The 26,723-nt window shown below is 57.9% G+C and carries 28 protein-coding genes; 18 read left to right on the top strand and 10 right to left on the bottom strand.

Features of this window, described 5'->3' with window-relative positions:
* Window positions 1-16 precede the first annotated feature (16 nt).
* Entirely contained in the window at window positions 17-1,594 is a 1,578-nt protein-coding gene (gene guaA / locus EY643_RS05075) for a glutamine-hydrolyzing GMP synthase (RefSeq protein ID WP_152661172.1), read from the bottom strand.
* An 87-nt stretch (window positions 1,595-1,681) separates the two neighbouring features.
* Window positions 1,682-3,151, bottom strand: coding sequence for an IMP dehydrogenase (gene guaB / locus EY643_RS05070; RefSeq protein WP_152661171.1), 1,470 nt, complete (start codon window positions 3,149-3,151; stop codon window positions 1,682-1,684).
* Between the two features lie 81 nt (window positions 3,152-3,232).
* Here guaB and xseA point away from each other — a divergent pair, with 81 nt between their 5' ends.
* Window positions 3,233-4,606, top strand: a complete 1,374-nt coding sequence (gene xseA / locus EY643_RS05065) for an exodeoxyribonuclease VII large subunit (protein WP_152661170.1) — start codon at window positions 3,233-3,235, stop codon at window positions 4,604-4,606.
* Window positions 4,607-4,737: 131 nt separating this feature from the next.
* Here xseA and EY643_RS05060 read toward each other — a convergent pair whose 3' ends face one another.
* Complete coding sequence (locus EY643_RS05060) at window positions 4,738-5,385, bottom strand: Crp/Fnr family transcriptional regulator (RefSeq protein WP_152661169.1); 648 nt, start codon at window positions 5,383-5,385, stop codon at window positions 4,738-4,740.
* Window positions 5,386-5,573: 188 nt separating this feature from the next.
* Between EY643_RS05060 and EY643_RS05055 the strand changes: the two genes are divergently transcribed.
* The 3 genes from EY643_RS05055 to EY643_RS05045 are packed head-to-tail and all read left to right on the top strand — an operon-like array spanning window position 5,574 to window position 8,930.
* Complete coding sequence (locus EY643_RS05055) at window positions 5,574-7,019, top strand: adenylate/guanylate cyclase domain-containing protein (protein ID WP_152661168.1); 1,446 nt, start codon at window positions 5,574-5,576, stop codon at window positions 7,017-7,019.
* On the top strand, window positions 7,016-7,396 hold the full coding sequence (locus EY643_RS05050; RefSeq protein ID WP_205743150.1) for a response regulator: 381 nt from the start codon (window positions 7,016-7,018) through the stop codon (window positions 7,394-7,396). The genes EY643_RS05055 and EY643_RS05050 overlap by 4 nt, the downstream gene beginning before the upstream one ends.
* A 4-nt stretch (window positions 7,397-7,400) precedes the next feature.
* A complete protein-coding gene (locus EY643_RS05045) occupies window positions 7,401-8,930 on the top strand; it encodes a sensor histidine kinase (protein WP_152661167.1) in 1,530 nt (509 codons plus the stop codon).
* Here the strand turns inward: EY643_RS05045 and EY643_RS05040 are convergent.
* The 4 genes from EY643_RS05040 to EY643_RS05025 form a co-directional block, all read right to left on the bottom strand.
* Complete coding sequence (locus tag EY643_RS05040; protein WP_152661166.1) at window positions 8,881-9,459, bottom strand: hypothetical protein; 579 nt, start codon at window positions 9,457-9,459, stop codon at window positions 8,881-8,883. The genes EY643_RS05045 and EY643_RS05040 overlap by 50 nt on opposite strands.
* Before the next feature lie 81 nt (window positions 9,460-9,540).
* On the bottom strand, window positions 9,541-11,034 hold the full coding sequence (gene lysS / locus EY643_RS05035; RefSeq protein ID WP_152661165.1) for a lysine--tRNA ligase: 1,494 nt from the start codon (window positions 11,032-11,034) through the stop codon (window positions 9,541-9,543).
* 11 nt (window positions 11,035-11,045) lie between these two features.
* Window positions 11,046-12,144, bottom strand: a protein-coding gene (gene prfB, locus EY643_RS05030; RefSeq protein WP_152661164.1) for a peptide chain release factor 2 whose coding sequence is annotated in 2 segments (ribosomal slippage) — window positions 11,046-12,068 and window positions 12,070-12,144 — 1,098 coding nt in all. Because the reading frame shifts where the segments join, the coding sequence is not laid out codon by codon here.
* A 96-nt stretch (window positions 12,145-12,240) separates the two neighbouring features.
* Window positions 12,241-13,041 (bottom strand): sulfurtransferase, encoded by an 801-nt coding sequence (locus EY643_RS05025; protein WP_240732825.1) that lies wholly within the window; start codon window positions 13,039-13,041, stop codon window positions 12,241-12,243.
* A gap of 75 nt (window positions 13,042-13,116) precedes the next feature.
* On the opposite strand from EY643_RS05025, the gene EY643_RS05020 reads away from it, so the two are divergent.
* Window positions 13,117-13,635 (top strand): DUF2244 domain-containing protein, encoded by a 519-nt coding sequence (locus EY643_RS05020; protein WP_240732824.1) that lies wholly within the window; start codon window positions 13,117-13,119, stop codon window positions 13,633-13,635.
* Between the two features lies 1 nt (window position 13,636).
* Here the strand turns inward: EY643_RS05020 and EY643_RS05015 are convergent, their stop codons facing one another.
* Complete coding sequence (locus EY643_RS05015) at window positions 13,637-14,413, bottom strand: crotonase/enoyl-CoA hydratase family protein (protein WP_152661163.1); 777 nt, start codon at window positions 14,411-14,413, stop codon at window positions 13,637-13,639.
* A gap of 175 nt (window positions 14,414-14,588) precedes the next feature.
* Here EY643_RS05015 and EY643_RS05010 point away from each other — a divergent pair, with 175 nt between their 5' ends.
* From EY643_RS05010 to EY643_RS04980, 7 genes are all read left to right on the top strand, one after another.
* The gene (locus EY643_RS05010; RefSeq protein WP_152661162.1) at window positions 14,589-15,338 is read left to right on the top strand and encodes a ThuA domain-containing protein; all 750 of its coding nucleotides are present in this window, start codon (window positions 14,589-14,591) and stop codon (window positions 15,336-15,338) included.
* 32 nt (window positions 15,339-15,370) lie between these two features.
* Window positions 15,371-16,348, top strand: a complete 978-nt coding sequence (locus EY643_RS05005; RefSeq protein ID WP_152661161.1) for a thiamine pyrophosphate-dependent dehydrogenase E1 component subunit alpha — start codon at window positions 15,371-15,373, stop codon at window positions 16,346-16,348.
* Window positions 16,349-16,361: 13 nt separating this feature from the next.
* Window positions 16,362-17,369 carry an alpha-ketoacid dehydrogenase subunit beta gene (locus EY643_RS05000; RefSeq protein ID WP_152661160.1) on the top strand — a complete coding sequence of 336 codons (1,008 nt, stop codon included), beginning with the start codon at window positions 16,362-16,364 and terminating at the stop codon, window positions 17,367-17,369.
* A complete protein-coding gene (locus EY643_RS04995; protein ID WP_152661159.1) occupies window positions 17,366-18,538 on the top strand; it encodes a dihydrolipoamide acetyltransferase family protein in 1,173 nt (390 codons plus the stop codon). Before EY643_RS05000 ends, EY643_RS04995 begins: the two co-directional genes overlap by 4 nt.
* Window positions 18,539-18,803: 265 nt before the next feature.
* Entirely contained in the window at window positions 18,804-20,126 is a 1,323-nt protein-coding gene (gene rimO / locus EY643_RS04990) for a 30S ribosomal protein S12 methylthiotransferase RimO (protein ID WP_152661158.1), read from the top strand.
* 1 nt (window position 20,127) lies between these two features.
* Window positions 20,128-20,835 (top strand): 16S rRNA (uracil(1498)-N(3))-methyltransferase, encoded by a 708-nt coding sequence (locus tag EY643_RS04985; protein ID WP_152661157.1) that lies wholly within the window; start codon window positions 20,128-20,130, stop codon window positions 20,833-20,835.
* Between the two features lie 105 nt (window positions 20,836-20,940).
* Entirely contained in the window at window positions 20,941-21,423 is a 483-nt protein-coding gene (locus tag EY643_RS04980) for a CBS domain-containing protein (protein WP_152661156.1), read from the top strand.
* Here the strand turns inward: EY643_RS04980 and msrA are convergent.
* Window positions 21,420-22,076 (bottom strand): peptide-methionine (S)-S-oxide reductase MsrA, encoded by a 657-nt coding sequence (gene msrA / locus EY643_RS04975; protein ID WP_152661155.1) that lies wholly within the window; start codon window positions 22,074-22,076, stop codon window positions 21,420-21,422. The two genes, EY643_RS04980 and msrA, sit on opposite strands and share 4 nt — an antisense overlap.
* A 208-nt stretch (window positions 22,077-22,284) precedes the next feature.
* On the opposite strand from msrA, the gene EY643_RS04970 reads away from it, so the two are divergent.
* The 5 genes from EY643_RS04970 to htpX all read left to right on the top strand — a co-directional run bounded on the left by EY643_RS04970 (window position 22,285) and on the right by htpX (window position 25,165).
* Window positions 22,285-22,476 carry a hypothetical protein gene (locus EY643_RS04970; protein WP_205743149.1) on the top strand — a complete coding sequence of 64 codons (192 nt, stop codon included), beginning with the start codon at window positions 22,285-22,287 and terminating at the stop codon, window positions 22,474-22,476.
* Window positions 22,477-22,485: 9 nt separating this feature from the next.
* Window positions 22,486-23,172, top strand: a complete 687-nt coding sequence (locus EY643_RS04965) for a VWA domain-containing protein (protein WP_152661153.1) — start codon at window positions 22,486-22,488, stop codon at window positions 23,170-23,172.
* Between the two features lie 7 nt (window positions 23,173-23,179).
* Entirely contained in the window at window positions 23,180-23,893 is a 714-nt protein-coding gene (locus EY643_RS04960) for a DnaJ domain-containing protein (protein ID WP_152661152.1), read from the top strand.
* 62 nt (window positions 23,894-23,955) lie between these two features.
* Window positions 23,956-24,276: a hypothetical protein gene (locus EY643_RS04955; RefSeq protein WP_205743148.1), complete on the top strand. Its 321-nt coding sequence runs from the start codon at window positions 23,956-23,958 to the stop codon at window positions 24,274-24,276.
* A 7-nt stretch (window positions 24,277-24,283) separates the two neighbouring features.
* A complete protein-coding gene (htpX, locus tag EY643_RS04950; protein ID WP_152661151.1) occupies window positions 24,284-25,165 on the top strand; it encodes a protease HtpX in 882 nt (293 codons plus the stop codon).
* Here the strand turns inward: htpX and EY643_RS04945 are convergent.
* Window positions 25,162-25,869, bottom strand: coding sequence for a hypothetical protein (locus EY643_RS04945; RefSeq protein ID WP_152661150.1), 708 nt, complete (start codon window positions 25,867-25,869; stop codon window positions 25,162-25,164). The two genes, htpX and EY643_RS04945, sit on opposite strands and share 4 nt — an antisense overlap.
* Window positions 25,870-26,003: 134 nt before the next feature.
* Here EY643_RS04945 and EY643_RS04940 point away from each other — a divergent pair, with 134 nt between their 5' ends.
* Window positions 26,004-26,723: a DUF1499 domain-containing protein gene (locus tag EY643_RS04940; RefSeq protein WP_152661149.1), complete on the top strand. Its 720-nt coding sequence runs from the start codon at window positions 26,004-26,006 to the stop codon at window positions 26,721-26,723.

The raw sequence follows: 26,723 nt of genomic DNA, 5'->3' as shown, positions 1-26,723 counted from the left end.
CATCGCTAGCAAGCTCTTACTCCCACTCGATGGTTGCGGGTGGCTTGGAACTCACATCGTAAGTGACCCGGGACACACCGGATATTTCATTGATAATGCGGTTGGACACATGTTCCAACAGATCGTAGGGCAAATGCGCCCAGCGCGCGGTCATGAAATCGACAGTCTCGACCGCCCGCAGGGCGATCACATACTCATAGCGACGGGCATCTCCGACCACGCCAACCGATTTCACTGGCAGGAACACGGCAAAGGCCTGGCTGGTTTTCTCGTACCAGCCCGAGGCGTGCAATTCGCTGATGAAAATATCGTCCGCCAGGCGCAGCAGGTCAGCATATTCTTTCTTCACCTCGCCAAGGATGCGCACGCCAAGGCCGGGACCGGGGAAAGGATGGCGGTAAACCATATCGTAGGGCAGGCCCAATTCGAGACCAATCTGGCGCACCTCGTCCTTGAACAATTCGCGCAGTGGCTCCACCAGCTCAAAACTCATGTCGTCAGGCAAGCCACCCACATTGTGGTGCGACTTGATCACGTGCGCCTTGCCAGTCTTGGAACCGGCAGACTCGATTACATCCGGGTAAATAGTGCCCTGCGCCAGCCATTTCACATCTTTGAGCTTGGTCGCCTCGGTATCGAATACATCAATAAAGGTATTGCCAATAATCTTGCGCTTGGCTTCCGGGTCAGCCTCGCCCGCAAGTTTCCCCAGGAACAGTTCCTCGGCATCGGCGCGGATCACTTTCACGCCCATGTTCTTCGCGAACATTTCCATCACCGCATCACCCTCGCGCAGGCGCAACAAGCCATTGTCGACAAAAACGCAGGTGAGTTGATCGCCTATAGCCTTATGCAACAGCGCGGCAACGACAGAGGAATCAACGCCGCCGGACAGACCCAAGAGGACCTTGTCCGTGCCCACTGTCTCGCGGACCCGGGCGATGGCGTCTTCTACGATATTGGCGGGCGTCCACAGGACTTCACAGCCGCACTGCTCAAGCACAAAGTGTTCGAAAATGCGCTTGCCCTGCAGAGTATGAGTTACCTCCGGGTGGAACTGGATACCAAAGAAAGGCTTTTCCTTGTGCGCCATGCCGGCGATGGGGCAGCTGTCTGTCTCGGCAATCAGCTCGAAATCTGCGGGCAGTTCAACCACCTTGTCACCGTGGCTCATCCACACGTCAAGCAGTGGTCGACCCTGTTCATCGATGTGATCACGAACATCGTGTAACAGGCCGCCATTACCCACCTGACGAATCTGGGCATAGCCGAACTCACTCACATCGGAGCAAGCGACCTGACCACCAAACTGCTCTGCCATGGTTTGCATGCCATAGCAGATACCGAGCACCGGCACGCCGAGTTCGAACACGAGTTGCGGCGCACGGGGGGATGCATCAGCAGCCACTGACTCCGGACCACCAGAGAGAATAATGCCGCGCGGATTGTACTCGCGGATTTCTTCCTCGCTCATGTCCCACGCGCGAATCTCGCTGTAGACACCTACTTCCCGCACACGGCGGGCGATCAACTGAGTATATTGGGACCCGAAATCGAGAATAAGAATCTTCTGGGCGTGAATATCTGCGCTCATGCTTGTTCCTGCTTTGTGACAATGCGGCCCGATACGGCCGCTGGCAAACAAACGGGGGCCTGCAGGCCCCTGCTTGGAAAAAAGAGACTATCGCACCGGATAGTTCGGTGCTTCTTTGGTAATCGACACGTCATGGACATGGCTCTCGGACATACCCGCTGTAGTCACCCGGGCAAATTCAGGCCGGGTACGCATAATGTCCATGGTGCTGCTGCCGGTATAGCCCATGGCCGCCCGGACGCCGCCCATCAACTGGTGCAGAATTGCAGCTACCGGCCCTTTATAGGGAACCCGGCCTTCAACGCCCTCAGGCACAAGCTTCTCGGCGCCTTTACTGGAATCCTGGAAATAACGATCAGAGGAGCCCTGGGTCTGGGACATAGCGCCCAGCGAACCCATACCGCGGTAAGCTTTGTAGGTCCGGCCCTGATACAGCTCTACTTCACCGGGCGCCTCTTCAGTGCCAGCGAACATGCTGCCCATCATTACTGAGTGGGCACCGGCCACATAGGCTTTGGCGATATCGCCGGAGAAGCGAATGCCGCCATCGGCAATCAAAGGAATGTCGCGATTTACCAGGGCTTCCGCCACATTGGCGATCGCTGAAATCTGTGGCACGCCAATACCGGTGACAATCCGGGTGGTGCAGATGGAACCGGGGCCGATCCCCACCTTGACGGCGTCTGCACCCGCATCGGCGAGCGCGATAGCAGCGGCACCCGTAGCGATATTGCCACCGATGACCTGAATCGAGGGATAGGCGTCCTTTATTTTACGCACCCGCTCGATGACATTGCGCGAATGGCCGTGGGCGGTATCGACCACGAGAACGTCAACGCCGGCACCGATCAGGGCCTCTACCCGATCATCGGTGTCAGGGCTCGTGCCAACAGAGGCGCCAACCCGCAGCTGACCGTAGGAATCCTTACAGGCATCGGGAAAACTCTCGGCCTTGTCGAAATCCTTGACGGTAATCATGCCGCACAGATCAAAGTTGTCATTCACCACCAGGATCTTCTCGATCCGGTGCTGGTGCAGCAGGCTCTGGACTTCTTTGGAGCTAGCACCCTCTTTCACTGTGACGAGCTTATCGCGAGGGGTCATGATGTCCGAGACGACCTTGCCCATGTCCGACTCAAAACGCAGGTCACGACGGGTGACGATACCTACCAGGTCTTCACCATCGAGCACGGGAACACCGGAAATACCATTGGCGTTGGTCAGATGTATCAATTCAGCCATGGTCGCCGACTGCTGGATGGTAATCGGGTCTTTGACCACGCCGCTCTCAAACTTCTTCACCTTGCGCACCTGCTCTGCCTGTTCCGCAATGCTCATGCTCTTGTGAATGATGCCGATGCCGCCTTCCTGCGCCATGGCAATGGCGAGGCGGGATTCAGTGACGGTATCCATAGCCGCAGAGACCAGCGGTATATTCAGCTCGATCTCACGGGTCAGACGCGACTTAAGCGACACGTCCGTAGCAACCACTTCCGAATACCCCGGCAACAGCAGTACATCGTCGAATGTGAGGGCTTCCTGGGCGATTCGCAACATAGGGCAGTCTCCGGCTGGCGGGTTTAAGGTAAACATGCAATTATAAATCTTTGGCGTCACTGCAGTAAATAGAAGTTCAACTTGTCGAACCCCTTTAACAACGATCCCCAGCCCGTCACACTCACGGTCAGTCAGCTCAACCGCCAGGCGCGGTCGCTGCTCGAGAGCCACTTTGACTTTGTCTGGGTGGAGGGCGAGATCAGCAATTTCGCGGCCCCCTCCTCCGGCCACTGGTATTTTTCCCTCAAGGATGGCAACGCCCAGGTCCGCTGCGCCATGTTCAGGGGCCGGAATCAGCGCCTGCGTTTCAGGCCCGGCAATGGGGACCATATCCGCCTGCGCTGCCGGGTGTCCCTCTATGAAGGCCGCGGCGAGTTTCAGCTCATCGCTGAGCACATGGAGCCGGCCGGCGCTGGTGCATTGCAGGCCGCGTTCGAACAGTTGAAGGCTAAATTGCTGGCGGAGGGCCTGTTCGACGCCGATCGCAAGCAGCCCCTGCCAGAGAGCATCTCCCATTTGGGTGTCATCACCTCTCCCACTGGCGCCGCAATTCACGACATACTGACGGTGCTTGAACGGCGCTGTCCCGCCATTGAAGTGAGTATTCTGCCGGTGGCTGTGCAGGGCGAGAATGCTGCCCCGGAAATCGTTGCTGCGATCGAGCGCGCCAATCGCCTGCATGAAACCGGCGAAATCCACCTTGACGCCCTGATCGTGGGCCGCGGTGGCGGCTCGCTGGAAGACCTTTGGGCGTTTAACGAAGAGATCGTCGCCCGAGCCATTGCCGCAAGCACATTGCCCATCGTGAGTGCCGTCGGCCACGAGGTAGATTTCTCGATTGCCGACATGGCGGCCGACCAGCGCGCGCCGACCCCCTCAGCGGCCGCCGAGATGCTGAGCCCGGACCAACGCGAACAACTCGCGCGCCTGAAAAAGCTCGAAGCGGACCTGGTGCGCCTGATGCGGCGCAAACTCGCCGATGCCCAGACCCGCCTGGATAACCTCCGCGCACGCTTGAAACACCCGGGCGCCCAATTGCGCGAACAGTCCCAGCGCCTGGACGATCTGGAGCAACGTCTGATCCTGGCCCAGAAGAACCTGCTGGCTCGCAAACAAAACGAGCTTGCCCTTCTGGAGTCCCGCCTTCACGCCCGATCCCCTTTGCCCAGAATCCAGCAGTTGCAGAGGGATCTGACCACAAACCAGCAGCGCCTTGAAGGCGCCATGCAGGCCAGGCTCACCAATGCCCGCAGCCAACTGGCTCATCTGGCGCAGATGCTCGACTCTCTCAGCCCGCTTGCCACCCTGGCGCGCGGCTATGCGATCGTGACCGATCCCGACGGCAAGGTCATCACTGACGCTTCCTCTGTCAATCCTGGTAGCTCGCTTACGACGCGACTTGCGTCAGGGCACCTTGAGGTTACTGTCGACTCAGTTCTGCCTGAGGACTCCTAGTCGACAATTTCCAGCGATGGGCATATGGAGGTTGCGAAAAAGTTCACCTGCCTCTGGCACCGGCTACAGAAGACCGGAAACAAAAAAGCCCCAACCTGAACCAGATCGGGGCTTTCAGCAATTCTGAAAAGTTAGTACTTAGCAGGTAACCGGGTGTTGATGATAATGTGGCGCCCTTCAAAGCGGATGTACTCACCGATGGTGAGGTCCTTGAGAATGCGGGCTACCATCTCGCGGGAGGCACCCACGCGGTCTGCTATATCCTGTTGAGTGAGCTTCTCGGGGATATACAGCGTGCCATCGCCGCGCTCTTCAGACAGGTCCATGAGCACATTAGCGACACGGCCGTAGACGTCTTGCAGTGCCAGGCTCTTCACGTCAGCGGTGAGCTTGCGCACACGGGCAGCCAGGTTCTTGACCAGCTGGCGGCCTATATTGGGATGCTCGTCCAAAACGCGATTGAAGTCTTCCTTGTAGATAATGCAGAAGGAAGATTTTTCGACAGTGCGCACCGAGGCGGAACGGGTAGAGTCATCCAGCAGAGCCAGCTCACCGAAATAGTCGCCGGCACCCTGGGTGTTCATGATGAACTCTTTGCCGTTTTTGTCGGAGCAGTAAACCTTGACCTTGCCGCTCTCGATCACGAACAGAGAGTCGGCCGGATCGTTCTCATGAATAACGACGGTATTCTTGGGGAAGGACCGGCTGGTGCTGCTCGCAGCGAGCGCCTCCAGCTCTTCCACTGAGAGCCCCTGAAAGATTTCTACTTGCTGCAACATTGCTTACCCAATTCCTTGCTTAGCTTGTCCCTTAAAGCTATGCGGACAATAGTAACCCAAAGTTTTGCAAAAGCGCACCATTACTGCCGAAAAAACACACCGGCAACTCTTATGTAACGAGCGAAAATCCCGTTTCCTCAATGGCATTCACAATTTATACTAAAAACTCAGCAACCGAAGGACCGCCTGTGAGCAACGGCTCGAGTCAGACCAGCACCCAGTGGAGTGATCACCTGTTGCGCGCAATGGCGGACTTGCGTGAACATTACAAACGATTACAGGACGGCCTCACCAGCGAAGCTCAGGATGATTTCGCCCACCTCTTCGACGGCGCCGATCGCCTGAACACCCAACTCGCTGCCCCCGAGGTCAATCGTCACGACCTGATGAATGTACTGACAGCGATCCGCGGCTACGCCGAACTATTGCGCGAGGACCTCGGCGCCGAGCACACAGAACTGGACGCCGCCCTGTCCCGCCTGTTAAGTGCAGTGCACACTGCCCACAACGATGAGCCCGGCGAGCAAAACCCGATTCCCGAGCAACGATCCATCGCCAGCGATCCGGGGTTCATTCTCGCTGTCGACGACCTGCAAGAAAATCGTGAGCTGGTCGCGCGCTACCTGTCACGCTCTGGGCACATTGTTGTCACGGCTGCCGGCGGGGAAGAAGCACTGCAAACCCTGGATCAGGCCGATGTCGATGTTGTCCTGCTCGATCTGGTCATGCCTGATATGGACGGCCGCGAGGTGCTTCGCCGGATCAAGGAGCACCCGGAGTGGCGCGCCACACCGGTCATTGTGATTTCCGGCCGCCAGGATATGGAAGGCATTATCGAATGTATCGAGGCGGGCGCAGACGACTATCTATTCAAGCCCTTCAATCCGGTACTGCTTCAGGCCAGAATCAAGGCAGGGATCGAACGCAAGCGCTGGCACGATCGTGAAGAACTGTATCGCCAGCAACTCGAGCGAAATGAGAAGTTCATCCGCGCCACTTTTGGACGCTACCTTTCCGACGAGATTGTCACCGACATCCTGGAACGGCCTGAGGGATTGGAACTGGGCGGCGATCTGCGCCGGGTGACTATCATGATGTCTGATATTCGCAGCTTCACCACGCTCAGCGAGCAGCTGGAACCGGCCCAGGTCGTCACACTGATCAACCGTTACCTCGCGGCCATGACAGACATTATCATGGCCTACAACGGCACTATCGATGAATTTATCGGCGACGCTATTCTCGCCGTATTCGGTGCACCTCAACGCCGCGACGACGATGCCGACCGGGCGGTGCAATGCGCACTGGATATGCAGGCGGCCATGGAAGAGATAAACCGCCTGAATCGAGAGGACGGCCTACCGGAGATCAGCACTGGCATCGCGCTGAACACCGGCGATGTCATTGCCGGCAATATCGGTTCGGAACGACGCAGCAAGTACGGCTTCGTCGGTCACCCGATGAATGTCACCTCGCGGATCGAAGATGTCACTGCCGGCGGCGAAATCCTGATTTCCGAAAGCACCTTACAATCACTGAAACCCGGCTACCGGATCGGCGACAGTCAGGAGCTCAAGGTCAAGGGTATTGATGAACTGCTGCGTGTGCACCACATTCTGGAGGCTGCCCCATGAGCCAGATAGCACCGATACTGCTGGTGGAAGACCATGAGCTCAATCGCGACATGCTGATACGCAGGCTCAATCGCGCGGGCCTGGAAGTCATCCCCGCGGGCGATGGCCAGCAGGCGCTGGATCTGATGCGCTCAAAACAGCCTCGGGTCGTACTCATGGACATGAACCTGCCGGTTATGGATGGCTGGACCGCTTGCCGCACCGCGCGTCAGGATGACAGCATCAAGCACATCCCGATCATCGCCCTCACTGCCCACGCCAGCGAAGCAGACAGGCAACTGGCCATCGAAGCAGGCTGCGACGACTACGCCACTAAACCGGTCGACTTCCCCGGTCTATTGATAAAGATTAAAAAATTGAGCGGGCCCAGCAGCTGACACTATGAGCCTGCGCAGACGCCTAATCCTCTCCCTGGTGACTATCCTGGTATTGTTCGCGATCAACGTGGGCACGCACTTCTGGGGATCTTTCGCGCGAAATGAAAGTATGAGCGCCTATCGCAGTTCGGTGGCTGCTACCCGCCTGTCCACCGAAATCGAGCAAATGCTCAACGATCAACGCCAGCGTATTCAGGTTCTGTCGACAATTCGCGAAAACACATCAGACCAATTCGACGAGACCGAGATCGAGCAAGCCGTCGCCCAGGTCGATGAAATCGAGGACCGGGTCCACAAGCTGGGCCGCCTGAGCCTCGATGTTACCCGGCTGAACTATGAGCGCCTCAAACAATCCAGCGAAGTGCTGCTGAATGACTGGCGAGCCTTTTATCGCAACTACAATGACACCGCATTCCAGGTCGATGTGGATGACCCCTTCCCGTACCTCGAGGCCAGTGAGCGCCTGAAAGAACTTGAGGCTCGCCAGGAATTTATCGCGGAACAACGCGCAGCTATTATCGACCGCACCATCGCCCTGACCGATCGCATCACCGTGATTGGCTTTATCGCTTCGATTTTTCTGACGGCCACTCTCGGCTTTTTCCTGGTGCGATACACCAACCAGTCTCTAAAGCGACTGAAGCGCGGTGCAGAACGGATCGGATCCGGAGATCTCTCCTATCGCATTGAGGAGATTGCAGACTCGGGAGAACTGGGGGACCTGGCCAAAGCCTTCAATGACATGTCGGAGAAACTGCGCAATGCGATGTACGATGTCAGTAAAGCCCGGGATTCCGCCGACGAGGCCAACGCCGCCAAAAGTATCTTCCTGGCCAATGTGTCGCATGAACTGCGCACACCGTTAAACGCCATCATCGGCTATTCGGAAATGCTGCATGACGAGCTCTCTGACGAGGCTGAAGTCAATCGCGAGCAGTTCCAACAGGACCTGGATAAGATTATTCGTTCCGGGCGCCAGCTGCTCACCCTGATCAACGATATTCTCGATCTGTCCAAGGTCGAAACCGGCAAGATGACCCTGCACTGCGAAACCTTCGAACCGGGTGAATTGCTCGACCAGGCCTGCGACGCTATCACTCCGCAGCTGCGCAGCCAGCGCAACGAGCTGGACAAGCCCGATTTCAGCAGCCTGCCTACGCTCTATAACGACGCCAACAAATTCCGCCAGATATTTACCAACTTGCTGGGCAACGCCTGCAAATTTACCGAGAACGGCTTCATCAGTGTAGTCGCGAAGGCACCTGAAGATCGGCCCGGCTGGGTAGAAATCGCGGTTCGCGATACGGGAATAGGGATGGATGAAGCGCAACAGAGTCGCGTTTTCGAAGCGTTTGTACAAGCGGATTCGTCCACTACAGCTCAGTTTGGCGGCACCGGCCTGGGGCTTTCAATCTGCAGGGATTTCTGTGAATTGATGGGCGGACATATCAGTGTCGAGAGCGCTCCCGGGAAAGGTTCGACCTTTACTGTGCTGATCCCGTCCGACCCAGAGTTAGCTCTCGCAACCGCTTGAGCGCTTCCTCGCGCTTGGCGAGATCGTCCTGCAGTTGTTTATTCTGCGCCCGCAGTTCACGACGCTGCTGCTCAGCTCCAAGGAAGTTTTCCAGCGCTTGCCGCGCGAGTTGGGTTTGCACATGCAGTTCCATCGACTGCCAGTTTTCAGTACGCAGATCGCGGTAGGATTTGCGAGCCGCATCGGCGTCGAAAAGCGGGCCCGTTGCCAGTGACCTGACAAAAGCGATCGCTAGCTCGGCTTCCCAATCGGCGGTCCTGGATGTCTCGGTGCGGTTGTAACGGTTGAAATACTCTACCGCTTCCGAATGATTGCCATTGGCCAACTCTATGTAACCTTTCTCGAGAAAGCTCACGCTCACGGGCTCTTCAGCAAGGCAATCGCAGGCCTGCTGGTCTGGAAGATTAAGGGTAATGTCAGCCGGATCAATCTGCGGCGAGGCAGGCGGCTCTTCAGGGGCCTGGGCACAGGCTTGCAGTAAAAGCCCCGCAGTGAACGCGGCAGTGAGAGCTCGGAATGTGGGTGCCAACTTGCACTCCCCGCTTACATCAAGTTTCGGGGAGTGTAGCGTATTCAAACGGCCATGAGCACTATTTGTGGAGAAATCTCCCTATTCAGGGCGCATATGTGGGAACAGCAGCACGTCCCGAATAGAGGGCGCGTTTGTCAGGAACATGACCAGGCGATCGATCCCTATGCCCTCTCCAACGGTGGGTGGCAGGCCGTATTCAAGTGCCCGAATGTAATCCGCATCGTAGTGCATGGCCTCGTCGTCACCGGCATCCTTCTCTGCCACCTGAGCCAGGAAGCGTTCAGCCTGGTCCTCGGGGTCATTGAGCTCTGAAAAGCCATTGGCCAGTTCGCGCCCGCCGACAAAAAATTCGAAACGGTCGGTGACAAAAGGATCGTCATCGTTGCGACGCGACAGCGGCGACACTTCCGTGGGATAGCGGGTAATGAACGTGGGCTGGTCGAGCAGGTGCTCTACGGTCTTTTCGAAAATCTCTATCTGCACCTTGCCCAGGCCCCAGATACCCTTGAGCTCGATCCCCAGATCCTTGGCGATAGCGCGAGCGCCAGCCTCATCCGCCAACGCCTCGGCAGACATCTCAGGGTTGTACTTAAGAATGGAATCGAACACCGACAAACGGGTAAAAGGCTGGGAGAAATCGTAGCTGCCGCCCTGATATTCCACGGTGGTAGATCCGAGCACTTCCAGCGTCAATTTGCGCAGCATATCCTCGGTGAGATCCATGGCATCTTCATACGCGCCATAGGCCCAGTAGTACTCCAGCATGGTGAATTCCGGATTGTGCCGGGTGGAAAGACCTTCATTGCGGAAACTGCGATTGATCTCAAAAACTTTCTCAAAGCCACCGACAGTCAGGCGCTTGAGATAAAGCTCCGGGGCGATACGCAGGTACATATCCTGATCCAGCGCGTTGTGGTGGGTGACGAAGGGACGCGCAGTGGCACCGCCAGGGATCACCTGCATCATGGGGGTCTCAACTTCCATGAAGCCACGATCCATCATGTAGTTGCGAATGAACGCAATAATCTTCGAGCGGGTGCGGAAGACATTGCGAGAGTCCTCGTTAACGATCAGGTCTACGTAGCGCTGGCGATAACGCGTCTCCTGATCCGCCAGGCCGTGATATTTGTCCGGCAGCGGGCGAAGGGCCTTGGTCAGGAGGCGCGCCTCCCGCATATTGATATACAGATCACCCTTGCCTGATTTGTGAATCGGACCGCTGGCGGCGACGATGTCACCCAGATCCCAGGATTTGATATCCGCCAGGGTATCTTCATCCAGGCCCTTGCGATCCACATACAGCTGAATCTGGTCGCTGCCGTCCTGGATCAGCAAGAAAGCTCCGCGGTTGCGGATCAGGCGACCGGCAACAGCGTAGTGCTTGTCGGCTGCCTCAAGATCTTCCTTGGAAGACTCACCGTATTCCTGTTGCAGTTGTCCCGCCTCGCCGGTGCGCTGAAAATCGTTGGGAAAGGCGATGCCCTGCTCGCGAATCTGGTCTAGCTTGGCGCGGCGCTCCGCAATCAGCTTGTTTTCGTCCTGGGCCTCCGGGGCCTGATTCTGCTCGCTCATGATCTCTCTCTTTATAGCCCGCTCTTTAGCGAGGCCTCAATAAACTGGTCGATGCTGCCATCCAGCACCGCCTGGGTATTACTGGTTTCCACGCCGGTACGCAGGTCCTTGACCCGCGAATCATCCAGCACATAGGAGCGAATCTGGCTGCCCCAGCCAATATCGGACTTGCTGTCCTCGCTGGCCTGCGCCGCTTCCTGGCGCTTCATCACTTCCTGCTCATACAACTTGGCGCGCAGCATCTTCCAGGCTTTGTCCCGGTTCTGGTGCTGGGAGCGCTGGCTTTGGCACTGCACCACGATACCGCTGGGCTCGTGAGTCAGGCGCACAGCCGAATCTGTCTTGTTCACGTGCTGCCCGCCGGCACCGGATGCGCGATAAGTATCGGTACGAACATCAGAGGGATCGATTTCGATCTCGATATTGTCGTCGATTTCCGGAGAAGCAAAGACAGCTGTGAACGACGTGTGGCGCCGGTTCCCTGAATCGAACGGCGATTTGCGCACCAGGCGATGCACGCCGATCTCGGTGCGCAGCCATCCAAACGCGTATTCGCCTTCTATATTGATAGTAGCGCTCTTGATCCCCGCCACATCGCCCGCGCTGCATTCCACCAGCTCCGCCTTGAAGCCTTTGTCGTCAGCCCAGCGCAGATACATGCGCAGCAACATTTCAGCCCAATCCTGCGCTTCGGTGCCGCCGGAGCCAGCCTGAATATCCAGATATGCGTTGCTCGCGTCCATCTCACCGCTGAACATGCGGCGAAATTCCAGCTGTTCGAGCTGGCTCAGCATGGCGTTGATGTCAGCTTCCACCTCGGCCACGGTGTCTTCGTCATCTTCAGCCGCTGCCATTTCCAGCAGGTCCGCTGAATCAGCTGCGCCAGAGTCGAGGTTTTCGATCGTATGGACAATGGCCTCGAGAGACGATTGCTCACGGCCGAGTTCCTGCGCCCGGGTTGGATCGTCCCAGACACCGGGTTCAGCCAGCTCAAGCTCTACCTCTGCCAGTCGTTCCTTGCGATTAGCGAAGTCAAAGATACCCCCTAAGCACGTCGGTACGCGCCTCGATATCTTTGAGTTTCTGATTCAGTGGATTTATCTCAAGCATTGCTGGTCGCTCGGCTGGTCGCAAAAAAGGCGCGCATTTTACCTCAGGGCGCTCCGTGGGCCTAGCCCGGTTTGTGTATACATTTATAGGTACGCATTAAAGATAGCTGCACCAGTCACTCCAACTGCCCGCATAAAGTGTCGCATCATCCCGACCCAGCAGGGCCAGGGAAAACAGGTTTACGCAGGCGGTGACACCAGAGCCGCAGTACACCACGAGCTTTTCCGCTTCCAGTGTATCGCCCCAATGCGCGCGTAGTTGAGCCTGATCTCGTACCCGGCCACTGGCGTCGGTGACGCCCTGCCAGGGGTGATTAACCGCGCCGGGAATATGCCCCGCCACCGGATCAATGGGCTCCTCCAGCCCCTGGTACCGTCGTTCCTCCCGGGAATCGACCAGGATTGCGCCGTCACTTTGTGCCTCGCGCAGGCCGTCGATATCACACGCGCCTGTGAACGCACCCCGTCCAGGGACGGCTGGCTCACTGCTGCTGGCACCGGCCTCTATGGCACCATCCGCCTCCACCCAGGCGCCATAGCCACCGTCCAGCAGGCGCGGCGCTCGATACCCAATGCTGCGCATCATCCACCACAGCCGTGTCGCATACGCCAGGCGATTTGCGTCATAGGCCACTACCTCCGTGTCCGGGCCGATACCGACGCTGGCCAGGGTGGCAATGAAATCCGCCGGGACAGGCAGGGGATGACGGCCGCCATGCTCTGCCACCGGGGCCGACAGGTGTCTCTCCAGATCCAGATAGACAGCACCTGCTACATGGCCTTCAAGATACAAGCGCTCACCCTCCCCCTTGTCTGCGAGGTTAAAGCGGCAATCAACGATCACATGTTGACTGCTGACAGAGAGGTCGGATGGACTGACTAACATCGCTCGATTCAAAATTAGCTCCTGCTGAATGGGAGTAACGTCAGATAGTATGCGACACAGCCATTTTTCACTAGAATAGACACCTGAATGGAGGCGATAACTCTGGTTACCACTAGTCGAAAAGGCAGCGCGCTTACGATCGTCGCCAAGCCCAATCACTCTTCCAACTGGCGCAACAATCTGTATGTGCTTCTGGCCCTTTGTGTCCCCTCACTGGGAGCAGCCATTGGTTTTACCCTGCTTGGCGCCTGGCCAATTCTGCCCTTCGCCGGCCTGGAATTGCTGGCTCTCGGTAGTGCGCTCTACTATGTGAATTGGAAACTGCAGTACCGCCACGTGATCACCCTGAGCGAGGACAAGGTGCGCATCGACAAGGGTCACTACTACCCGCGCCAGAGCTGGCAGTTCGCCCGCGACACCACGGGGCTCGATATAACCCCTGAACGTCGGCCCCACGACAGCCCAAAGCTCTCACTACACGGCACAGAAGAAACAGTGCCCCTGGGTGAATTCCTCTCCCCGGACGATGCTCGTGAGCTGATAGCGCTACTGCGCCAGGAGATTCGCGTGGACACCCACAGCGCGCCCGGCAAACGCGACTTCTAGCCTAGGCGTTGTCTTCAAATTTTCCATGCCGCCCGGCGCCGAGGGCAAAGCGGGTAGCCCCCTCCACAGTTTCACGCGACGCGACGACCTGCATACCCCGTTCGAACTCATTGGTCATTGCCGCTGCGTACTCCAGATCCCATTGCTCGTAGGCACTCAGGCGATCTGAGCGCAGACAAGTCTGGGGAAAGCTGGCCAGCTGCTCCGCCAACGCCAGTGCTCGCGCCAGAGCTTCGCCGGCAGGGACCACACGATTTGCCAGCCCCATCGCGAGCGCTTCATCAGCCGCCACCGGCCGTCCCGTAAGAATCAAATCCAGCGCACGGCTGTGTCCAATCAGGCGAGGCAGGCGCACGGTACCGCCGTCAATCAAAGGTACACCCCAGCGACGGCAGAACACTCCCATAATGGCGTCCTCCTCAACCACGCGCAGGTCGCACCACAGGGCCAGCTCAAGGCCACCCGCCACAGCATGGCCAGAAATGGCAGCGACAACCGGCTTGGAGAGAAGCATTCGCGACGGCCCCATCGGCCCATCGCCCTCGGAGACTAGCCGATTGGCCGCGGCTTCAGAGGCGATCGCTTTCAAATCGGCACCGGCGCAAAACATGCCGTTGGCGCCATGAAACACCGCCACTGCGAGTTCCGGATCGGCATCAAATTCACGAAACGCATCAGCCAGGGCCGCAGCAGTCGGGCCATCTACAGCATTGCGTACCTCAGGCCGAGCCAGGGTAATAACTGCAATCTGGCCCTGCTTTTCTACTGAAATCGACATACTTTCCCCCTCTCCAGAATGGGCTCCAGTGTAGGAAGCGGGCGCATCCACAGCAAGGCGCCCCTGCACAATAAAAAATACAGTCAATGCTGTTTGTTTTTTCGCAAGGTGCGTGATACTTTTCTTGCCACTAAGAATAAACAGGGTGATGTCCCACTTTCCGTGGGTGACAGCTATGGCTAAGAGCGACCGAATAGACGTCTACCTCGTGGCGGGCGGCAAGTACCACAACATCGACTATGCCCGTCTCGAAATTCTCAAACTGATTGCCGAACAACCGCGCCTGAAAGTGGAAGTGGGGCCTGACTATGGTGATATCGATGCCATCTGTGCAGCCGACTTCATCGTCACCTATACCTGTGACGTGATGCCCACTGCGGCTCAGACCGAGCGGCTGTGTGAGCGCGTACGAAACGGTGGACGCTGGCTCGCACTGCACGGCACCAATTCCATTCTTCGCTTCCTCGATGACGGCCGGGTGGATTGCCCTCGCGAGAACCCTGCGTTTATGGAGCTGCTCGGCAGCCAATTCCTGTCTCATCCGCCGATCCAGCCCTACACAGTGAACATTACCGAACCCGACCACCCGCTGGTAACTGGCTTGCAACCCTTCACCGTCGACGACGAGTTGTATCTCAGCGAACACCACGGTGAGCAAACGACATTGCTCCATACCCACTGGAACGGCAAAACCGAAGGCTTTGTCGAGGATGACTGGGAAACCGACACACCCCGCTCCTGCATGTATCTTCGCCCTTATGGTGCCGGCGAAGTGCTTTACCTAACTCTTGGTCACTGCCGGGGCAAGTACGATATGCAACCCCATATCGAGGAGTACCCGGAACCTGAGTTCGGCGCCTGGAAAACCGACGAATACTACGAATTGCTACGCCGTGGCATTCGCTGGGCCATGGGAACCCTCTAGCCCAGCCACCCGACTACTCCAAGGAGAGAATCATGTCTCTTGATAAAGCAGCACTATTGCGTGCGTATCGCCAGATGAAGACCATTCGCGAATTCGAAGATCGCACCCACGTCGAAATCATGAATGGCCAGATCGCTGGTTTTACACACTTGTACACCGGCCAGGAAGCCAACGCGGTTGGTGTCTGCGAGCATCTCAGTGACGACGACGCCATCATTTCTACCCACCGCGGTCACGGCCACTGTATCGCCAAGGGCGCAGATGTCATGGGCATGATGGCGGAGCTGTTTGGTTCCTCCGAGGGCTTGTGCAAGGGCAAGGGCGGCTCCATGCATGTGGCAGATGTCGACAAGGGCATCCTTGGCGCCAACGGCATTGTCGCCGGCGGCCCACCTATTTCTGTCGGAGCCGCGCTCGCCGCGAAAATTCGCGACAACGGCTGCGTTTCAATTTCATTCTCCGGTGACGGATCGGTCAACCAGGGTACCTGTTTCGAGGCGATGAACATGGCCGTGGTACTGCAAGTACCGGCGGTCTTCGTGATTGAAAATAACTACTACTCAGAACACACCAACATCGAGTACGCGGTCGGTTGCGACGACCTCAAGGCGCGCACCGAGAGCTTCGGCTTCCCCGTCTTTGTCGCCGATGGCTCAGACTTTTTCTCTGTCTATGAAGCTGCGGGCAAAGCCATAGCTCACGCCAGGGACGGCAACGGACCTGCTGGCGTGTTCGCAGAGATGGGCCGATTCCACGGCCACTTCGTAGGCGACCCCGAACACTATCGCGCCGAAGGAGAAGTCAAGGACCTGCGAGAAAACGCCTGCTGCCTGAAAAACTTCCGCGCCCGTATGGCGGAAACCGGTGATCTCGAACAGTCCGAACTGGATGCTATTGACGCCGAAGTAATGACACTGATCGAACAGGCGGTTAGCGCTGCCAAGAGTGCTGCACGTCCGACCCCGGAACAAGTCACTGAAGACGTCTATATCAACTACGGCGCCGCCTGAGGAGTATAAGAACATGGCAGAGAAAACAATGCGCGACGCCATCAATGAGGCGCTGCACCAGGCAATGGCTGCGGATGATAGTGTGTTCGTGATCGGTGAAGACGTGGCAGGCTGCAACGGCAGCCCCAGTGGCAAAGTCGGCGAAGTCGGCGGCGTGTTCGGCGTTACCACCGGCCTGTATAAGGCCTTCGGCCCCAATCGCTGTATCGATACCCCGATCTCAGAATCCGCTATTGTGGGCGCCGCCGCCGGCGCTGCTCTGGTAGGCATGCGACCGGTTGCTGAAATCATGTTCGCCGATTTTATCGGCGTATGTATGGATCAGATCGTCAATCAGATGGGCAAGTTCCGCTATATGTTCGGCGGCAAAAGCACGTGCCCTGCGGTCATCCGCTTTGCCGCTGGCGGCGGCTTTTCCGCCGCTGGCCAGCACAGCCAGGCCATGTACCAGATCATGACATCATTCCCCGGCCTGAAAGTTGTCGTACCGTCCAACGCGTATGACGCCAAGGGTTTGTTGCTGCAAGCCATCGCCGATGACGACCCGGTATTGTTCTTCGAGCCCAAGGTGCTGTACCAGGAGGCCTGCGAGGTCCCCGATGAGATGTACACCATCCCCTTCGGCGAGGCAGCCTTCGTTCGCGAGGGAGACGACTGCACTGTGGTCGCTTTCGGCCAGATGGTGCCACGTGCGGCCCAGGCAATTGACATGCTGGAAGCCGAAGGTATCAGCTGTGACTTGATCGACCCGCGCACCACCTCACCGCTGGATACAGCGGCAATTCTTGAAAGCGTTGAAGCGACGGGTCGCCTCGTAGTCGTGGATGAAGCCCCTCCTCGCTGTGGCTTGACCGCCGACATCGCCGGCCTCGCTGCGGACAAGGCATTCAGCTCACTCAAGGGCCCCATTAAACAGGTGTGCGCACCTCACAGCCCCACCCCCTTCTCGCCCGAACTTGAAGCGGCGTATATCCCCGATGCCGGCAAGATCATAACCGCCATCAAGGAGACCATGGCATGAGCGATATCACCGCCATTGCGGTGCCCAAGTGGGGCATAGAAATGGTCGAAGGCACCGTGAACATCTGGAATAAAGCCGTCGGCGATACCGTGGCCAAGGGCGAAGAAATTCTCGAAATGGAGTCAGACAAAATCGTCAATGTCTGGGAATCTCCCGCTGACGGTGTGTTGCGCCGTATTCTGGTAGAAGAAGGCGAGGCACGCCCCGTGGGTGCCCTGCTGGGCGTCATTGCCGCAGACACCGTAGACGATGCGAGTATCGACAGTTTCATAGCCGGGTTTGGCAGTGAGGAGACCAAGGCCGAGCCAGCTGAAAAACCAACAGCCTCGTCAACGGCAGCCCCCGGAGGAGATGCCGCAACGCGTTCCGCGCCGGCTGTGCGCAATCTCGCTGCCGAACTGGGCGTAGACTTGAACACTGTGACCGGCACCGGCCGCCGCGGCCGTATTACCGAGGACGATGTGCGCGCCGCGGTCAGCGGCTCAGAGCCAGAGACAGATTCAGGCGTGGAAATCACGCCGCTCTCGGCCACCCGCCAGACCATTGCCAAACGCCTGACCCAGGCCAAGCAGGACATTCCCCACTTCTACCTCAGCGTCGACTTCGAACTGGACACCCTGCTGGCATACCGCGAAACGCTCAACACGAACGCTTCAACTCGAGTCTCAGTAAACGACTTGTTGGTCAAGTGCGTGGCCCAGGCGCTGCAACGGGAACCCCGGGTTAATGTGAATTTCATCGACGGTGCTATCCACCAGTTTAGCGATGCCAACGTGGCCGTCGCGATCGCAACCGAAGATGGGCTCTATCCGGCAACCCTTCGCGCAGTACAAAATTTGTCGCCACAAGACATAGCAGTGGCAACCGCCGAGCTGGCTGAGCGCGCCCGCAATGGCTCACTCAGCCGCGAAGACCTGAGCGGTGGTAGTTTCACCGTGTCCAACCTGGGAATGTTCGGTATCGACAACTTCACGGCGATCGTGAACCCGCCTATGGGGGCCATTCTTGCATTGGGGAAAGGCACTCAAAAAGCCGTGGTAAAGGCAGGCGAACTCGCGATTGCCACCGTGGTCACAGCCACGCTCTCCTGTGACCATCGGGTCATCGACGGCGCTGTAGGCGCGAACTTCCTGAAGGTGCTGGGCGAAGAGATAGCGGCTCTGGGGTAACTGCGGCACAGAGGTACAACTGCGTCCAGATGCTGTAATGATCACCGCTAAGGGGGCTAGCTGTTCACCCCTGAAATTCAATAGCCTGCCGATCATGCCAGCGGTAGAAATCCCCAAGGATTCTGCGTTGGCTTCAAACTCGTAACCAACATTGGCTCGCACAAACGCGGGATCGATGGCTATCAGATTAAACAACGCTTACATACCGAATCTTCCCGAATTCTGTATACTCGCGCCCTCAACAGTCCGCTGGACATGCCCCCATATGACCAACAGTACTAACAAAGTCGGCTTCATATCCCTCGGCTGCCCCAAGGCCCTGGTAGATTCCGAGCGCATCCTCACCCAGTTAAAAATGGATGGCTACGACATCGTGCCCAGCTACCATGACGCGGAAGTCGTGGTGGTCAACACCTGCGGGTTTATCGACAGCGCCAAGCAGGAATCTCTGGACGCCATTGGCGAGGCCATGAAAGAGAACGGTAAGGTTATCGTGACCGGGTGCATGGGCAAGGGCGACGATGCTCAGGTGATTCAGGAGCTGCACCCCAAGGTGCTCTCGGTGACGGGACCTGCCGCCTACGAAGAAGTAGTTGGCGCAGTGCACGACTGGGTGCCTCCGGTAACGAATCACGACCCATATACCGACCTGGTGCCACCGCAGGGTGTGAAACTCACCCCCCGTCACTACGCCTACCTGAAAATTTCCGAAGGCTGTAACCACCGCTGCAGTTTCTGCATCATTCCGGACATGCGCGGCGATTTGGTGAGCCGACCTATCGGCGATGTCATGGATGAGGCAGAACGGCTTGTTCGCGCCGGCGTGCGTGAGCTGTTGGTGATATCACAAGACACCAGCGCCTACGGTATAGACACCAAGTTTCGCACCGGCTTCTGGAACGGCCGCCCATTGAAGACCCATATGCAGCAGCTCTGCGAAGCGCTTGGTGAGTTCGGCGTATGGGTGCGCCTGCACTACGTCTACCCCTACCCCCATGTCGACAAAGTCATCCCCTTGATGGCAGACGGTAAAATACTGCCCTACCTGGACGTGCCCCTACAGCACGGCAGCCCAGAGGTGCTCAAGCGCATGAAGCGCCCCGCTGCTGCAGAGAAAGCCCTGGAACGGATCGCTGCCTGGCGCCGGGATTGTCCTGATATCACCTTGCGCAGTACCTTCATCGTGGGCTTTCCTGGAGAAACTGATCAGGACTTCGAGACTCTGCTGGACTTCATTGAAGAGGCCCAACTCGACCGCGTTGGCTGCTTCGAATACTCGCCGGTGAAAGGCGCCAGGGCCAACGAACTCCCCGATCACGTACCGGCAGAGGTCAAGAAGGAGCGCTGGGAGCGGTTCATGGCACTGCAACAGCAAATCAGCGCGAATAAGTTGCAACAGAAAGTCGGCGCCACTATCGAAATTCTGATCGACGAAGTAGATGAACAGGGCGCCATCGGCCGCTCCCAGGGCGACGCCCCGGAGATCGACGGCCGTGTTTTCCTCGAGGGCGCCACCGACCTGAACCCCGGCGATTTTGTCGAGGCTGAGGTGACCGCTGCCGACGAATACGACCTGTGGGCCGGGTAGCGTGAACCTGCTGCTGTTCTCCCGCTTCGAAATCGGCAGCGATGGTCTGCTTTGCATCGACGACGCGCGCCTGCAACACCTGCTGGAAGTACACGGAAAAGAACCTGGCGACACAGTGCGTATCGGCGAGGTCAACGGCCGCATGGGCACGGGGAAGATCATCACCATCAATACCGAGGTAGCAGTACTGGAACCCACCCTCGATCGCCTGCCACCCGCCAAGTTGCCGCTGATTCTGGTGCTGGCACTGCCGCGCCCGAAAATGCTGCGACGCGTACTGCGGGCGGTCGCCGAATTCGGCGTTGCCGAGTTACATCTGATCAATTCCCTGCGGGTCGAAAAGAGCTACTGGCAAACACCGGTGCTGGAGGAAGAAACCATTCGCAGTTACCTGCTGCAGGGTCTGGAACAGTCGCGCGACACCGTCGTGCCGCCAGTGAGTTGCCACCGTCGCTTCAAACCTTTTGTAGAAGATCTGCTTCCCGATCTGGTGCGAGGCAGGCAGAGCCTGTTGGCACATCCCGGAGACCACCCTCCCTGCCCCCGCGGCGCTGACGGTGCCACGCTGCTGGTCGTGGGGCCGGAAGGCGGATTCATACCCTACGAAGTAGACAAACTGCAGGCCGCCGGTTGTAACACTGTGTCACTGGGGCCGCGAATACTGCGGGTCGAGAATGCCGTCACGGCATTACTGGGGCGCCTGTTTTAGAACGCTTCTCCACTGCACCACCCCACCCTTTCTTGACAGCGATCAAGGCGCTCACTGCGACGCCGCACTACTCTGCACAGCACACGCAGCAGAAGGAGTAAGCACATGCTTAGCGTCGCAGAAATTATGACTGCCCAGCCCTACACTCTGGGCCCGGACGACAATCTCGCGCAGGCGCGCGAACTCATGGCCCAGCACCACATTCGCCACATTCCCATCATCACCGGTAATCAGTGCCTGGTGGGCGTAGTATCCCAACGCGATGTGTTAGCCGCAGCTGACTCCAGCGTGCTGCCTGACCAGACGGCCCACGCGGCGCAAGAACCCCATGTAGCGCTGTCCAGCATCATGACAACACCAGTGCAAACGGTAGATCAGCAGGCCAGCCTGCGCGGAACTGCCTTATTCCTGCAGCAAAACAAACTGGGTTGTGTCCCGGTAGTTCAGGACGGCACGTTGGTAGGTATCATCACCGACTCGGATTTCGTGAGTATTGCCATCCACCTGATGGAACAACTTGAGCAGGTCGAGCCCGAGGCTGGGCCGGATTTCGAAGACAGTAGCGCAGAAGCGCTGGACGCGCTCTAGTCAGTTTTCAGCCCGATAGGGCAACTCACACCGGTGCCACCCAAACCGCAGTAGCCCGCGGGGTTCTTGGCTAGGTATTGCTGGTGATAGTCCTCGGCGAAATAGAAGTCAGGCGCGGGCAAGATCTCGGTTGTGATCTCTCCGTAGCCAGCCGCCGCCAGTGATCGCTGGAACTCCTCGCGACTCGCCATCGCCAACGCTAGCTGTTCGTCACTGCTTGCGTAGATTCCCGAGCGATACTGAGTGCCCAGGTCATTGCCCTGGCGCATCCCCTGGGTAGGGTCGTGCCCTTCCCAGAACGTTTTCAGCAACTCATCGTAGCCAATGACGGCGGGATCGAAGATCACTCGCACCACTTCGTTGTGCCCGGTCTTGCCCGAGCAGACCTCGTCGTAAGTGGGGTTCGGAGTGATTCCCGCCGCGTAACCCACGGCGGTGGAAAACACGCCAGGCAACTGCCAGAACATGCGCTCAACGCCCCAGAAACATCCCATGCCAAACAGGGCGACTGCCATCTCATTGGGGAATGGCCCCTGCATTGGATTGCCGTTCACAAAGTGAACCTGTGCAACGGGCAGGGCCTCAGTTCGACCCGGGAGCGCCGTCTCGGCAGTGGGTAAACTATGCTTTTTACGAATATTGAATAAGCTCATGGGCCGCAGTAGACACCCAATACAAAGCCAATTCAACCCCACCCATTTCCAATATCTGGTCATTAGGTGTAAGCTCGGGCTACTCCCCGGGGCGGAAAGCGTCGCTTTCCCCTGTCATACCAATGTCATAAGACCGGCCTATTCTGGAATCAACCACCCATTCCAGGGGCACCCTTTCCCCGGACAACGAAGAAAAGAGAGACACACTTTGCAAATGAACAATATCAATCCAAGCGAGTTATGCAGCCGAAAGCTGTGGCAACTCGTCAATAACGAACAGGGCAACACCATCGGCGATGCAGATCTCGCGCGCGTCGTCACTGAATTGGCGGAACGTCGCCACTATCTGGCAGAACTCGTAGAGATCGGTAAACTGGGAGACACAAGCCACCACGCATGATGGGCCAACATGGCCAAACCTCCCAGTCGCCGTTCCAATACCCAGGAGATAGACCGGTTTCTCAAGCAAAGCCGTGATATCACTGAGTTCAGACGCCACCAACCCCGCCTGCTCTTCGCCATCGACGCCACCGCGAGCCGCCAACCCACCTGGGACAGCGCCTGCCACCTGCAAGGAGAGATGTTTCGCGCCGCTTCCGGCATCGCCTCGCTGCGGGTACAGCTGAGTTACTATCGCGGCTTCAACGATTTCTTCGCCAGCCCCTGGCTGGATGACAGCAAGCAGCTGGCCAGCACCATGGCCAGGGTCCAATGCGAAGGCGGTCACACCCAGATTCGCCGCCTCTTGCGCCACGCATTGCAGGAGCACCGCCAGGAGCCCCTGAGAGCCCTGGTATTCATCGGTGATGCCGTGGAAGAAAGCCCCGACTCCCTGTGCCAGCTGGCCGGCGAGTGTGGAATACTGAAATTGCCCCTGTTCATGTTCCAGGAGGGGGGTGAGCCGCAAGTAGAACAATGTTATCGCCGCATGGCCAGTTTGAGCCGGGGTGGCTACGCCCGTTTCGACCAGCGCAGCGCGAGTAAGCTGGCATCGCTACTGGGTGCCGTGGCGCGTTACGCAGCGGGCGGTACAGCAGCGCTTGAGAAACAGGGTGGCGAGGGTGATAAACTGCTGCTTGACCAACTAAAGCGCTGAGATTCCTGTGCCTCGTTTAATTTTGTTAGCGGCCATCGCCGTCGTGCTGTACATCCTGTTCAAACGTGCCCAGGCGGCGCCTCCACACAAACGCCGCGGCGAGTACACCAAGCTGGCGCTGGGCATAGCGGTGGTGGGTGTGGTCATTCTTGCCCTCGCGGGCAAGATGCACTGGATCGGAGTCGCGTTCACCGGTCTTCTGGTCGTAGCGCGCCAGCTGGCGCCGAGCCTGATTCGCTACTTTCCATTACTCGCCTCACGGCTTGGCCAGGCGGCACCCGCTGGCCAGCACTCCACGGTGAGTACCGATATCCTGAGTATGCAGCTCGACCATGAGAGCGGCGCACTCAATGGCGAAGTTCTGGAGGGCGCCTATAAAGGCTGGCGCTTGGCCGACATGCAACGCGAAGCACTGGATGAGCTCATGGCCTACTGCCAGGCCCAGGACCCGGATTCAGCGCAATTGCTACAGAGCTATCTGGAACAGCGCTTTGGCAGCTATGAGGGGGCCGCAGATCAGGGCAGCACCGATAATCGTACCGGCCCTGGGGGCATGAATCGCAAGGAGGCACTGGCAGTGCTAGGCCTGGACGAGGAAGCCGAGGAAGACGAGATTGTGGCGGCTCACCGTAAACTAATGCAGAAATTACACCCTGACCGAGGCGGCAACGACTATCTTGCGGCTAAAATCAACCAGGCCAAGGACTTCCTGCTGGGCTAGCCCTTTCCCCGCAGGCACCACCCCGATACACTTCCCGCGATCAATTTTGAAGGACTCATTTAATGACTGATGTATATGTTATCCGCAACCAGCACGGCCACTACTGGGGCAAGAGTAAGACCTGGGTGAGCGGAGCCGAACCCAAAACTGTGCTGCAGGCGAAACATGAAGACGAGGCCATCAATACCCTGTTTGAGCTGTCATCGAAGGACATCGAACTGCGCGGCGAAGTGGCCGCCACGACGCTGTCTGAGCGAGGCCTGCCGGTGGTGGAACCGAGCCAGGTACCGCTTCCCACGCCAGAGGTAGAGACAGCGGTAGAACTAGAGGAACCCGGTACAGAAACAGCGGTCGAAACGAATCCTACCCCCCCTGCGGAGTAACACATCCATGCGCATACTGCTGTTTCTGGCCACCAACATGGCTGTCCTGATACTGGTCAGCACAGTCTTCAAGCTACTGGGCTTAGAGGGTATGCTGGCCGCCAACGGCGTGGACTTGAACCTTGGTTCACTGTTGGTGTTTTGCGCCGTGTTCGGCTTCGGTGGATCGCTTATCTCGCTGTTTCTTTCCAAGTGGATGGCGAAACGCGGTACGGGTACTGCCCTCATTGAGGAACCCCGCAATCAGGAAGAGCGCTGGCTACTCGACACCGTGCGTGAACTGGCTGACGAAGCCGGTATTGGTATGCCTGAAGTAGGCATATTTCCGTCCCAGGCTGCCAATGCATTCGCCACAGGCTGGAACCGGAATGATGCGTTGGTAGCAGTGAGTGCGGGCTTGCTTCAGCGTTTTCGGCGGGAGGAAGTAAAAGCAGTAATGGCCCATGAAATCGGCCATGTTGCCAACGGCGATATGATCACACTGACGCTCATTCAAGGTGTGGTGAACACCTTCGTCATGTTCCTCGCCCGCATCATCGGCCATACCGTCGACCGGGTTATCTTCAAAACTGAGCGCGGCCGTGGCATCGGCTACTACGTTGTGACGATTGTAGCCGAGCTGGTTTTGGGCATGCTCGCCAGCATGATCGTGTTCTGGTTTTCGCGCTGGCGTGAATACCGGGCCGACGCTGCAGGTGCCGGCCTCACCACGAATCGCGATATGATCGCGGCCTTGCAAAGGCTGCGGGAAGAACAAGGACTCCCTCAGGATCTTCCAGGCGAACTGACCGCCTTCGGTATCAGCGAGCAACTCAAGGAAGGCTTTTCTGGCCTGTTTCGGTCGCACCCGCCGCTGGAAGACCGGATCCGGGCACTACAGGCAGGCTAGAGCAGCTTCAGCGTGTACTCACTGGTTGGGATGACGTCGATTTTGTCGAAATCAATGAACCTCGCCACACTGTCCAGCATTTGCTGACCTCTCTCTGCCACAGCAGCATCGTCGCCTTCTTCCACATCGTAAAAGGCGTAATCTGACGTCATCGCTGCCGCAGGGAAGTTCTCTTCTATCATGGCGTCCAATGGCGGTGCAGCGTAGCTGAGGCTGCGAACCAGCACATTCTGGCGATAGGCGAACGTCGACTGAATATCAATCGCCACCTGGGTATGCCGGCCATGCCAGATCTCCAGCCACTGAGGCTCACTCAACCAGGGTGGCCGCTGCAGGAATACCACGTGGCAGAAACCAGGCACTCGCTCGCCCGGTTTGGCGGCGTGCTCTTCGTTTATCAGCGGCTCCGACTCAGTGGCCAGGTAGCTCGTGAAGCGATTCACCAGCGGCGCCAGAAACTCTCCGACAGCCCCGCCCTCCTCTGCGCGGTTCATCCACAGGGTCAGAATGCCGTCAGGTACCGGTTTGGAATGATCCTGCCGACGATGAGCACAGAGCTCCACATCACTATCGACGACCAACAGGCGCCCGGCCCTAACACCCTGCAGGGCGCTGAGGTTTTCACGCTGAGCCAGCAGCGTATCGCGAAATTGGTCGCCACTTTGGGCTTCCGGTTTCCAGAGAGGGAAGATCAGTTTTTCCACGTGTGTCGTTGCCTTGAATATTATTATCAGGGCCCCAAGTAAATCAGAAGCACGAGGCAGGCTCAATCGCCCCCTCGCAACGATGCAGTCCGGGTAGTATTCTTAAACTCCAGCACAGCCGAGAGAGCAATAACATGCACGAGAAAACATCTTCGAAACTAGTCAACTGGGTTGGCTACCTGGCGATCACCATGCTGGTGATCCTGCCAATCGCGGTACTGACCGTGCGTTCTGGCGCCTGGCAGCAGGGCCTCATGCTGTTTGCCATCGGCTGTCTCGGTTCCACAATCCTTCTGGTTTTAGCCCTGGTACTCGGACTGTTCCCCCTCTACCGCCCCCATGGGAACGCACTGCGTAGACGCGGCCTGCTGGCCATACCGGGGACGGCAATCCTGCTGAGCATGGTCGCAGGGATGGGCGACTATCCACCCATACACGACATCACCACCGATCCCGACAACCCACCTGCCTTCAGTGCCGCCCAGAGTAAGCGCGGCAACGATGCCAACAGCCTGCGCATCGACCCGGAAGTCATAGAGACAGCCCGCCAGGCCTATAGCGATCTGGCAACGCTGGAAACTCACCTGTCTATCGACGAAGCGTATGCACAGGCTCTGGCTACCGCGCAGGACTTGGGCTGGGATGTTTATCGGGATGACCTGAATGCAGGCTACATCGAAGCTGCGGCCAGCACGGCCATCATGGGATTTACCGACGATGTCGCTATTCGCATCACGAGCAATGAAGCGGGCACCATGATCGATCTGCGCTCGGTATCCCGCGTGGGTCGCTCAGACCTCGGGGCAAACGCCGCCCGCATCCGCAAATTCATTCAGGCATTCACTCAACAGTAA

This window comes from Halioglobus maricola, assembly GCF_009388985.1.
GTDB classification, from domain to species: domain Bacteria; phylum Pseudomonadota; class Gammaproteobacteria; order Pseudomonadales; family Halieaceae; genus Halioglobus; species Halioglobus maricola.
The sequence above is the reverse complement of the archived record's forward strand: the minus strand, read 5'-3'. Positions and strand labels throughout refer to the sequence as shown.